Genomic DNA, 12,184 nt, shown 5'->3' on the forward strand with positions numbered 1-12,184 from the left:
ACAGAATATGTCAGACTATTCAGATCGAATTCAGAACCTGCGTACAAAAATGGCCGCTAACGGCATCGATGTATGCATTGTACCGGGAAGTGACGCACACATCAGTGAGTATCTGGCCGACCACTGGAAAGTAAGAGATTATCTGTGTGGATTTACCGGATCGGCCGGAACCCTTGTTGTGGGAGCTGACTGTGCCTGCTTGTGGACAGACTCCAGATACTACCTGCAGGCAGATGTAGAACTGGCGGATACCGGCGTTAAGCTGGTTAAAGAAGGGCTTCCTGATGTACCCGATTACATTGACTGGATCTCAGCAAATCTTTCACCCGGCAGTAAAGTTGCTATCAATGCCACCTGTTTTCCTGTGGAAAAGGTTAGATCTATGGAGCAGGCGTTGCGAAAGAAACAGATTCATCTGGAAACAAAATACACGCTTGCAGAGGATGTGTGGGAAACACGTCCTGCCATTCCTGACACCCCGGTGCGGGAGCATGCAGATAAATACAATGGTCGAACCAGAAAAGAAAAAATTGAGCTGGTACGTCAGCAACTGAAAGAAAAGGGAGGAACCCACTATGTAACAGGAGCTCTCGACGAGATTGCATGGCTCATGAATCTGCGGGGCGACGACATCTCCTACAACCCTGTTTTTCATGCTTTCCTGATTATATCACAGGATTATGTTTCCCTTTTTATAAATCCCAACAAACTGACCTCGGCAATTGGGAAAAAACTATCCAATGAAAACATTCGAATCAACCTTTATCAGCATATCTACAACCACCTGGGTGATCTGCCTGATCATGCCGTAGTCTGCATGGATTCAAACCGTAATAACTGGGCTCTTTTCGAAGCTATTCCAAAGTCGATTCCACGAATTGAAGGGACAGGCATTATCACACAACTTAAGGCCATAAAAACAGGAACTGAAATCGAGAACATCCGTCAAACCATGGCCCAGGATGGGGTGGCAATGGTAAAATTCCTCAAATGGCTGGAAGAGGAGGTTCCCGGAGGCAGGGTTACTGAACTATCTGCATCAGAGCAACTCACCCGCTTCCGTGCAGAGAACCCGGAGTTTCAGGGAAAATCATTCAGTACTATTTCCGGTTATGAAGCACATGGTGCCATCGTGCATTATCATGTTTCTCCGGAATTTGACGCCAAACTGGAGTCCAAAGGCGTTTATCTGGTCGATTCGGGCGGTCAGTACCCCACGGGGACCACAGACATTACACGTACCATTGCTCTGGGCCCTATTCATGAACAGGTAAAAACCGACTACACACTTGTTCTTAAAGGACACATTGCTTTGGCAAAAGCTGTTTTCCCAAAAGGCACCCGCGGTGTTCACCTGGATGCCCTGGCGCGCCGTCCATTATGGGAAGCAAGACTGAATTACGGTCACGGAACAGGTCATGGAATCGGTTTCTTTCTCAATGTTCATGAAGGCCCGCAAAGCATACGGTCGCAGGACAATGGAATTGAAATCGAACCCGGAATGATATCCTCAAATGAGCCGGGGGTTTACAGAGCCATGGAATACGGTATCAGAATAGAAAATCTGATTCTTACCAAAGAAGCCGGAGAATCAGATTTCGGCACATTTTTTGAGTTTGAAACACTAACCCTCTGCCCCATTGATTTATCTCTCGTTTCTACTGAGATCCTTAGCACAGGAGAAAAAGAGTGGTTAAACAATTATCACCAAAGAGTGTTTGAAAAACTGTCCCCTCTTTTGAATAAAGAAGAGCAGGCCTGGTTGAAACAAAAAACAACCCCGATTGATTAATTCCGGGGTTTACAAATATTTTCTGCGGCATGGGTGGTTCATCCATGCCGTGTTGTTATGAGTTTAAATTCAGAATTACAACAAAACTAAAAATCATCAGCTATGAAGAACCTTACCGTTCTTATCTTTCTTTTTATTTCCGTCATCGGGATAGCACAACAACCCGCAAACAATGGTCATAAGATTGAAGTAAACATTCCTGCTTTTAGTGATACCACGCTCATTCTGGGTTACTATTATAATCAGAGTATCCATGTGCAGGACACCAGTTATTTCGACAACAAAGGGACCGCTCTCTTCGAAGGAGAAGAAGCTTTGCCTCAGGGACTTTATGTTATTTATCTTCCCAATCAGAAATATTTTGATTTGATGATTGATGCTGACCAGCACTTTTCGCTGACCGCCGATACAGCTGATATGGTAAAATCGCTTGACATCAGAGGGGCTGACGTTACCAACAAATTCAACGACTATCAGCGTTTCATTATGGCCCGGCAGGAAGAAGCAAACAATCTGCAACAGAAACTTCAAACTGCAGCCCCGGATTCGGAAGAAGCTACGCAAATAAAAGATCAGTTAACCGCTGTAAACGAGAAAGTACAAAACAAATGGGAAGAACTTCAGCAGGAAAACCAAGGTTCCATGCTGGGGGTTTTCATAAAAGGCATGCAGGAAATCGAGGTTCTCCGGTTTGACATCGATGACTCTGTGCAAAAAAAGGATTCTGTTCAGCGCGTTAAGCGGTTTTATTATTACAAAAATCATTATTTCGACAATATGCCGCTGGATGATGAACGATTACTCAGAACTCCCTTTTTTGCAAAAAAGGTTGAGCAATACTTCTCTTCAGTTATTCCGCAGGTACCCGACACCTTGCTTAATGAGAGTATTAAGGTAATTGAACAGGCACGGCCCGCTCCTAAAATGTTCAATTTTCTGGTATCTTACCTCTTTAACTATGCCAATGAAAGTGAATATATGGGCATGGACAAGATGATGGTGGGACTTGCAGAAAAATACTATCTCTCAGGCGAAGCAACCTGGGCCGATGAAGAGTTCCTCAGTAAGCTGGAGACAAGAGTAAAGGAACTCAAACCCACTCTGATAGGCAATTTATCACATGACCTGAAAATGCAAGCCTACACCGGTGAGTATCATCGACTGCACGAGATTGTAGCTCCTGCCACCATTCTGGTTTTCTGGGAAACAGACTGCGGACACTGTAAAAAGGCAATTCCCCAACTCCATGACCTATATCAGGACCAACTCCGTGATCTGGGCGTTAAAGTCTTTGCTGTTTATACGCAGGGGGACCAGCCTGAATGGACAGAATTTATTGAAGAACACGAGTTGTATGATTTTATTAATGTCTGGGATCCCAACAGGCAATCAGGATTCAGGGAAAATTACGATATTCGCAGTACCCCCACCGTTTTTGTGTTGGGAGAGGATAAGAAAATCATTGGAAAACGGATTTCCATTGAAGATCTTCCGGGATTTATTGAGCGGTATTTAAATCAGTAGATCGTTAGATTATTAGAGGTTAGAAAAATCATATAACGGTGACATTCTAAATTTTATTAAAAATCTGTTTTGAACTTAAAGATTTTTAGATGGGTTGGCAGGGGTTGATTTCCGGCTTTGCCGGAAATCAACCCCTGTCAACCCCCAATATCCAGCAAAGACCTGTCATTGCGAGGGCTATGCCCGAAGCAATCTCAAAAACACAAACGTGACAACAAACATAAACCAAACAGAAAAACCACCAAATGTATAAGCTGATTAACTCATTCATAATTACGGCAGTCATTTTGGCATTCTCACTGGCTTTTATCGCTTGCGAAGAGGAAACAAAGGTGATTCCCTCCCCGGAAATATATTTAGCCAACCAGGGGGCTGAAATTGAAAAAAGCGTGGGAGATTCCATTATTCTGGAGCCCAAAATCACCTACGATATAGATGCGAGTTATCAGTGGAAGAAAAACAACCAGTTGTTAGAAAATAATACGCGTGTATTAAAGGATATTGCAACCCAACTGGGCAGACTGGAGTATTTTTTCAGTGTGGAGACACCTTACGGCACTGATTCGGTATCGATTCCGGTTGATGTAATTGTTTTGGCATCCTTTACAGAACTGTTTCCCGAAAATTTAAAAAACGACAGTTCCTGGATCGGAGCAATTGGAGAGTCGGAATTTGCTTACAAGGATTTATTATTTTCGTCACAATTAAATGCAGACAGTACCTGGCACGGATTTGGCATCAGCAATATTCAAAGCACCAAACAAACAGAAGAGGATATTCCCGAACACAGTGTTTACAGCAGTAGTTCTTCGGAGAATGTATTTGCCTTGGCAAAGCACCTCAATGGTCCCGGTCAGGCAATTCCTGTGATTAAGTTTAATGATGACAACAATCATCGCCTGAAATCCATTGAAATCAACAATACCACCCTCGGTGTATTCATGTTAAAATATGGCAACGAAAATTTCCCCAGAATGGGATTTCCGGTAAGTACCGATCCAGACTGGTTTAAAGTAACCATAACAGGAATCAGTGCCTCAGGAGAAGTTACAGGCAGTAAGGATTTTTACCTGGCCGATTACCGATCTGATAATCCGAAGCGTGACTACATTGTGGAGCAATGGACCACCGTTGATCTTTCGGAAATTGGAGAAGTGAACCAATTACAGTTCTTTCTTTCATCCAACAAAACAAATGATTCAGGAGAAATGATTACGCCTCAGGAGTTTTGTATCGATAATCTGAAGATATTGTACTAAAAAAGATCATTTCACCATCAGCTTCCTGACCAGCTTTTTTCCATTCTTTTGAAATTGAACCAGGTAAGCCCCTTTAGAAAGTTTTTCTCCGACACCCCGAATTTCCCCGCGATTGCCGTAAATCAGCACATTGCGTTCAAGAACAGGTTGTCCTTTCAGGTTAAAGATGGTCACAATGCCTGCGCCGTCTTCAGGATAGAAAATAACGAGATCCTGCTCCACCGGATTGGGCACTACCTCAAAACCGTCTGAAGGCAGATCAATTGTAGCGGAATCTGAATAAATAACTTCGTCCGCCAATACATCAATCCATGCCATAGCAGGAGAATCTCCTGATAGAATATTGTAGTGGTTCCAGCCTGCCGAGGTTTCGAGCAGAACAGTGTTAACTCCGCTCACTGAATTGGCCTGATAAACCGCCCATTTATCCACGGTTGGTGTATAGTCCAGGTCATATCCTGCAAAAAAAGGCCCTGAAACCATCACAGGCTCATCAAAAAGCACCAGAAACTCTTTATTCACAATGCTATTAATAGAAACAGTCTGCTCTGCCACCACAAATTCAGGTTCATCTATTCCTGACCAAATTTTCACTGTTAGATTTCCATCTCCCAGTTGCCCATTCAGCCCAGGCATCAGAAATACACCGTAAATCCGGGCTGAAGCAACCTCTCCAAATTGTTCTGCAACAGCGATAACTCCTTCACTGTTGTTCCCAGTCCAGGAACCTGTTCCGCCACTTACATTCTTCAAAACCGGATTCATTTCAGGGGTAAAATGAGTCAATCTCAAAACAGCTCCTTTACCTGGATCAAAAGCCTCCAGTTGCGTTCGACCATCGCCTGAAGGATTCAACCACTTATCCACACGGGCAGTGTCTTCCGCATAGTGATTCCAGATTCGGTTCAGGCGGGCAAAGTAATCATTTATCGGGTTTTCGCAACTCGCAGCCCCACCGGACAACAGTCCAATTAGTTTCCCATGTTCCAGAAACAATCCAGCCCCTGATGAACCGGCTTCTGTGGTTCCCTCATCCCATTCATCTATCTTCCAATGGGCATCTGAAAGGAACGAATTACCTAATACGGATGATGCATTAAAAGTCACAGGAGTTGGAATCTCATTGTCAGCTGCAACCTTTTTCACATCTCCCATGGGATGGTGAACAGTATGTGTTCCGGTTGCCGGCGATTCATTCAAGTCCCACCCCGCATAAACCGGACGATAAGATGCCGGAGGTGTTTCAGTCATTTCGATTAAAGCAAAATCAAGTCTGTCAGCATAGGCGCGCAACAGAGATCCTGACAGGCTTTGCATTTGACTTCCCTGAATTTGTTCCTGGCAGGCAGGAACTTCATAATTCATAATAAAAACAATATCTTCAGACTCAACTGAATTTCCAAGACAGTGACCAGCTGTAAGCACATAGGGCGTTCCATCGTTGTTGCTGTTGTTCATCAGCGTACCGGTACAATACTCGGTTCCACCCACAATTACCTGTCCGGTAGAGCGCCCGTTTTCGACAATTACCGCATCCTCAAAACAGGTGAAATCTGTATGGCAACTGCCACTGGCACCAAAATCTCCTGCACTTTTCAAAATTTTGAAAATATTCAAAAAATCATGATTAACCGCTCCGATTTCAATGGAACTTCCGTTCTCCCGTGCAAAATCTCGTCCCCGCCATTCAATCACAACTTCATCTCCCGGAACCGGTGCTGTTGCCAAACCACCCCATTTTTTATTGGTTTTATCTGTAAAAGCCCCTAAAATATACCCCCCGGAGGCATCATAAATAAAAAGAGAATCTCCTTCGGCCATTCTGAATTTATCAAATACAAGATTTAGTGAGTAGGCACCGGGTGAACTGATCCTCAATTGCCAAATCAAACGGCCATCGTCCAAAACACCCACTACTCCTGAGTTATCTGGTGTCAACTGAACAAAATGCGGATAAGCAAAGGTAAATGACTCCCCTTTCCGTGGGGATTCCAAATCAAGTCTGATATCCTCATAAGCCGGTGGTGTCAGTCGTATTTTCTCTTCTTCGGAACCTTGCATAACGGCCCGGGCACTTTTCAATTGTCCCTGGTTCTTAAACAAAGGTTTTCCTCCATGCCCCACCTGAGCAAATGCAGATATTTGGAATATCAGAAATGTAATAAACAGAGTCTGCCTCAGCATTTGTTTTACTTTATGAACTACAAAAATATTCTCCAATAATACGAAAAAAATGCAACAGAGTTCACTGCAAGTGATTTTTCTTTTAGTACTTGCAGGAAAATGCCAATTGCTGCGTTGAGCCTATCTTCAATACAGTCATTTACGAAAAATAAAGTTATCCTCTCGCATACACATATCGAAGTTCTTTTATTGGAATAGTCCGTTAAAAAAAAGCTTAAACGCAGAGATACAAAGACGCAAAGGCTTTATTACGAGCAAGTTCCCGCCCACCGACATAGATTTGCAATGAAGTGTCTATCAGCTATTTGTAAAAGTTTAACAGGGTATTGTTTATTGGTATAGCTCTATTTTCCCTAATTTACTTTCTACATAAAACAATATAGCAGGCCATTAAGAAACAGGCTGAAAGCCTGAATGCAATAGCCCAGGGCAACGTCCTGGGGTTGTAGTTTCCCACCCCACCCGGCGGTTTATTGGTCGCGACGGGACCAATAAACCACCGGTAGAGAGGTATTACAATTTCCCTGGGGCGTTGCCCCAGGCTATTGCTTAAAGACCTTCGGCCTTAAAAAACGCAACAACATTATGTATTCCTTTAAAAGAGAGAAGTCTCGCTTTTGGGAGGACTTTATTATTCAAAATAAATCACGCTAAAATCAAAATAAGGAAAACAACTTCAATAAATTTTGGCGTCCCGCTCTCCCCGCAATACTTCCAGAGCATTCATTGCAAGAGCTGACATCTCATCTTCTCCCGGATAGATTTTAATATTTCCTATCCAGTCGATGTATTTCCGGATGAAGCCTACAACAAAGTCATTCTGAGCCATCCCCCCTGTGATCAGAACAGCATCCACCTGCCCCTGAAGGACACTCACACAACCACCCACAGCTTTTGCCACCTGGTATGCCATGGCATGAATGACCAATTCGGCATTTTTTTCACCCTCCTGAGCCCGTCGGCTGGCTTCATGTGCCTGATTGGTGCCCAGGTGAGCCATCAATCCTCCATTTCCGGTAACTTTTTTGCGCATTTCATCATGCGAAAACTTTCCGCTAAAGCACATATCCACCAAAGCTCCGGAAGGCAGCGTTCCTGCTCTTTCGGGAGAAAAAGGCCCGTATCCGTCCAATGCATTGTTTACATCGACAATTTGACCTTTTAAATGAGCTCCTACGGATATCCCACCACCCAAATGGGCAACAATGAGGTTCAAATCTTCATAATTTTTCTCTACCGAACGTGCATAATTTCTGGCAACAGCCTTTTGATTAAGAGCGTGAAAAACAGAAGTTCTGGGCAATTCAGGTAACCCGGTAATCCGTGCCACCTCATGGAGCTCATCCACCACCACCGGATCGGCAATAAATGCTCTGGCTCCGTGAATACTTTTGGCAATATCATCTGCAATCAAACCGCCAAGATTACTGGCATGCTGCTGTTTGCCACTTCTGTTTTTCAGGTCGTTTTTCATTGTTTCATTAACCTCATAGACACCCGAAGGGATTGGACGCAAGAGACCTCCGCGCCCCACAACAGCATTGATTTCATTTACCTCAATTCCTGCCGTTTCCAATTCGTCCAGAACGGCTTTTTTTCGGAATTCATACTGACTGGGGATGTCTTTGAATGGGGCTAACTCTTCAGAAGAGTGACGCAATGTCTTCAGAAGTACAGATTTAATGTTTTCATAAACTGCAATCTTTGTAGATGTAGAACCCGGATTAACGACGAGTATCTTAAATTTTTCCATGCTTAGATATTGGTTACAGGAATTCGAAAATAGTGTATGTCCATAAAGTCCCGTTTACTGCGTTATACCATTCACAGAAACTACTCATTTACTCAGGTAAACTACGCATTTCCGTGAATGGTAAGCCTTGTAAACGGAACTTTCTGAACATACACAGTACTTGTAATTTTTTTCCCGACTTTATAGACGGGTACTAAATAGAGTTTTTATTTTGCCAAAGCAGCGAGCAGAATGCTGTTAAACTTGCTTTCTTCAGAATCGCTTCGCGATGTAAGAACGATGGGTGCAGAAGCTCCCAGAATCACCGATGCCACTTTTGCCTGAGCAAAAAACACCAGACTTTTATACAACACATTTCCCACTTCAATATCCGGCATCAGCAGCAAATCGGTATCTCCTGCAACTTCGCTCTTAATATTTTTATGGTGGGCACTTTCAAAACTAACCGCATTATCAAAAGCCAACGGACCATCAATCAGACAATTTTTGATCTGATCACGCTGGTTCATCTTACTCAGCAATGCTGCGTCAGTAGTAGCCTGCATACTTTCATTCACCATCTCAATAGCACCCAGAACAGCCACCTTGGGCTTTTCAATTCCCAAATCGTTGAGATACTTTACAGAATTTTCAATAATGGCAATTTTATCTTTCAACGAAGGTGCAATATTCATTGCCACATCAGTTACCGCAATAAGTTTATGATAGGTGGGAACCTCGAAAAAGGCGAGATGCGACAATAAGCTCCCGGATCTTAATCCCCACTCTTTATTCAAAACTCCTTTTAACAGTACGGGCGTTGGCACCTTCCCTTTCATCAGAATATCTGCCTCCCCCCTATTCACCTTACGTACGGCAATTTCCACACACTTTTCAGGACTGGCTTCATCAATAAACTCCACTCCTTCAAAGTCGTACTCCTTTTCATTGATAATGTGAAATGTCTCTTCACGATCCCCTACCAATATAGGAAGAATCAACCCTGCATGATAAGCCTCATGAAGTGCATTTAGAGAAAAACTATCCTGCGACACGGCAAGAACAAGCTTTTTGGGAGAGGCAGCGCGAGCCACCAATTCCCGTAAGTCAGAGAGATGTTTAAACATAGACCCGGATTAAATTGTGCAAAAAAAACAGAAGCCTGCATAAATCAGACCTCTGTTTTTATCATGATTATTTATTGGAAAGCTCTTCCACAATAGTTTTTGTGTCCTGAGCAATAACAAGCTCTTCATTGGTGGGAACAACCATCACTCTCACTTTGCTTTCGGAGGTGCTGATGTCCTGCTCCTTCCCCCTCAAACCTTTATTTTTGGACTCATTAATTTCAACGCCCATAAATTCAAGGCCTTTACATACTCCGGAACGCGTTATATCTCCATTTTCACCGATTCCTCCGGTAAAAATCAAAATATCCACACCACCCATTGCTGCAACATATGATCCAATGTACTTTTTGATGCGGTAGTCGTACATTTCCATTGCGAGACGTGCATTTTCATCCCCTTTTTCGGAAGCCTCCTCTACCTCTCTCATGTCAGAAGAAATACCGGTAATTCCCAGCATCCCGCTGTGTTTATTGAACAATGTTGAAGCTGAACGGGTACCAATGGTTTCCTTGTCCATGATGTAAGTGACCGCACCCACATCCAAATCACCGCACCGCGTACCCATCATCAAGCCCTCAATAGGCGTAAAACCCATCGAGGTATCCACAGACTTTCCATTTTGAATAGCGGCTATGGATGCGCCATTCCCCAGGTGGCAGGAAATAATTCGTTGGGTATTGTAGTCCACTCCTAAAATTTCACAGGCCCGGGCACTCACATATCGGTGACTGGTTCCGTGAAAACCGTACCGTCTGATTCCGTACTTTTTATAGAGTGCTTGCGGCAATGCATACATATATGCATGCTTAGGCATAGTCTGGTGAAAGGCAGTATCAAAAACACCAACCTGAGGCACATCAGGTAATAAAGATGAAATCGCGCCAATACCCTTGAGGTTTGGTGGATTATGCAGCGGAGCCAGCTCAATGCAATCTTCCATTTTATGAATAACCTCGTCGGTAATAAATACACTGGAATTAAACATCTCTCCCCCGTGTACCACACGATGCCCCACTGCATCAATTTCATTCAGGTCGCTGATGCATCCGTGTCTTTCGCTGTTCAGCACTCCGAGTATATAATCTATTCCGGTCTGATGATCCAGAATTTCTCCTTCGAGCAAAACTTTTTCACCGGTATCTTTTTCGTGTTTCAGGAAAGAGCCCTTGAGACCTACCTTTTCCACTCCCCCTTTTGCCATAACTTCCCAGGAGGAATCGTTCATATTAAACAACTGATATTTGATGGAAGAGCTTCCACAGTTGAGAACCAGTATCTTCATTGGTATAACTTTTTATTTGAACGTTTTCCGTTTTCAGCGGAAACGAATTTTCTGTTAATTATCTTATCAGGATTGTTGCTAAAACAACTTATGCAATCCCAAATCAAACCATTAAGCCTTTTTCAACGAAAAGGAAAAATACTCACTTGGAATAACGTTAGAGCATAAGATCTGATGACATTCGCATACAGGAACTTAAACCTGTTCTCTTGAGGCAATGGTAGCCGTGCTTGTTTCATCAACCTTATTTCCATCCGCATCGTATCGGAAAAATCCGTATCCGGTTTGTACACCAAGACGTTTTGCCCGAACCAGTCGCTTAATAAGTGGAGATGGCTTGTATTTGGGACCACCAAATTCTTCATACAGGTTTTCCATCCACTTTTCAACTTTATTGAGGCCGACAATATCTGCCATCTGGAATGGTCCGAAACGCATTCCCATACCAATAATCATGGTCTTATCAATATTTTCAGCGGTAGCAACCCCTTCCATCAATGCCTCACAAGCCTCATTGAGCAAAGTTACAAAGAGTCGTATGCTCACCAGACCCGCAGATTCTTCCACCGGAATGACTTCCCGATTAATCAGTTTTACGAAAGTGCAAACCTTGTTGTAAACTTCATCTGTGGTGTAAAGGCCCTTTACTACCTCGATAATACGTGCTTCCGGGGAGGTGACAAAGAAGTGCAGGCTCACACAGCGATCGGGAAACTCCAGTTCGCTGGCCAGCTCTGTAATGATAATAGTGGTGGCATTGGTGGCAATAATGGCATCTCTGTCAACCACCTGCTCAATCTTATGAAACACATCTTTCCGGGCATCAATGCTTCGAAGCCCGGTTTTTTCATCAGCCCGAACAGCCTCAATAACGAAATCGCAACCTGCCAGATCGTGGAAATCCAGAGAACCTTTGATACGTCCCATTATGGCACGTTTTTCTCCGGAAGTCAAGCCCCATGTTTCAATACGATTATCCAGTTCTTTGCTTATGTGGTCAAGAGAGCTCTGGATCTTCTCCTCGCTCAGTTCAATAAATACCACCTCAATTCCATGCCATGCAGCAATCCGGACAATATTTTGTCCCTCTTTACCACAACCCACGACACCAATCTTGGAAAAAAGAGTTTTAACGCGTCTTTTAGCGCTTAATGCATACCTTTCAATAGGTTCTACAACAATTTCTGCCATTTCTTTTTTAAATTTTACACGGCCTGATCAACCTGAATACCAGAGGTTAATAAACCAAACGAAAAAAGCCGGATTCCGGCTTTTACAAAA

At 43.4% G+C, this 12,184-nt stretch carries 8 protein-coding genes; 3 read left to right on the top strand and 5 right to left on the bottom strand.

The annotated features are described in order from the left end of the window. Nucleotides 1-7: 7 nt before the first annotated feature. The 3 genes from BY457_RS16750 to BY457_RS16760 all read left to right on the top strand — a co-directional run bounded on the left by BY457_RS16750 (nucleotide 8) and on the right by BY457_RS16760 (nucleotide 4,575). Nucleotides 8-1,792, top strand: a complete 1,785-nt coding sequence (locus BY457_RS16750; protein ID WP_106154478.1) for an aminopeptidase P family protein — start codon at nucleotides 8-10, stop codon at nucleotides 1,790-1,792. Nucleotides 1,793-1,894: 102 nt separating this feature from the next. After that, nucleotides 1,895-3,316: a thioredoxin-like domain-containing protein gene (locus tag BY457_RS16755; RefSeq protein WP_106154479.1), complete on the top strand. Its 1,422-nt coding sequence runs from the start codon at nucleotides 1,895-1,897 to the stop codon at nucleotides 3,314-3,316. 245 nt (nucleotides 3,317-3,561) lie between these two features. After that, a complete protein-coding gene (locus BY457_RS16760) occupies nucleotides 3,562-4,575 on the top strand; it encodes a DUF4465 domain-containing protein (protein WP_106154480.1) in 1,014 nt (337 codons plus the stop codon). Between the two features lie 6 nt (nucleotides 4,576-4,581). Here BY457_RS16760 and BY457_RS16765 read toward each other — a convergent pair whose 3' ends face one another. The 5 genes from BY457_RS16765 to BY457_RS16785 form a co-directional block, all read right to left on the bottom strand. After that, nucleotides 4,582-6,759: a trypsin-like peptidase domain-containing protein gene (locus tag BY457_RS16765; protein WP_106154481.1), complete on the bottom strand. Its 2,178-nt coding sequence runs from the start codon at nucleotides 6,757-6,759 to the stop codon at nucleotides 4,582-4,584. Between the two features lie 676 nt (nucleotides 6,760-7,435). Then, nucleotides 7,436-8,512, bottom strand: coding sequence for a butyrate kinase (gene buk, locus BY457_RS16770; RefSeq protein WP_106154482.1), 1,077 nt, complete (start codon nucleotides 8,510-8,512; stop codon nucleotides 7,436-7,438). 206 nt (nucleotides 8,513-8,718) lie between these two features. After that, a complete protein-coding gene (locus BY457_RS16775; RefSeq protein WP_106154483.1) occupies nucleotides 8,719-9,618 on the bottom strand; it encodes a bifunctional enoyl-CoA hydratase/phosphate acetyltransferase in 900 nt (299 codons plus the stop codon). Between the two features lie 67 nt (nucleotides 9,619-9,685). Further along, nucleotides 9,686-10,903, bottom strand: a complete 1,218-nt coding sequence (locus BY457_RS16780) for an acetate/propionate family kinase (protein ID WP_106154484.1) — start codon at nucleotides 10,901-10,903, stop codon at nucleotides 9,686-9,688. 195 nt (nucleotides 10,904-11,098) lie between these two features. Then, on the bottom strand, nucleotides 11,099-12,094 hold the full coding sequence (locus BY457_RS16785) for a 3-hydroxyacyl-CoA dehydrogenase family protein (RefSeq protein WP_106154485.1): 996 nt from the start codon (nucleotides 12,092-12,094) through the stop codon (nucleotides 11,099-11,101). Nucleotides 12,095-12,184 lie beyond the last annotated feature (90 nt).

The organism is Marinilabilia salmonicolor (genome assembly GCF_003003035.1).
In the GTDB taxonomy this organism is placed as follows: domain Bacteria; phylum Bacteroidota; class Bacteroidia; order Bacteroidales; family Marinilabiliaceae; genus Marinilabilia; species Marinilabilia salmonicolor_A.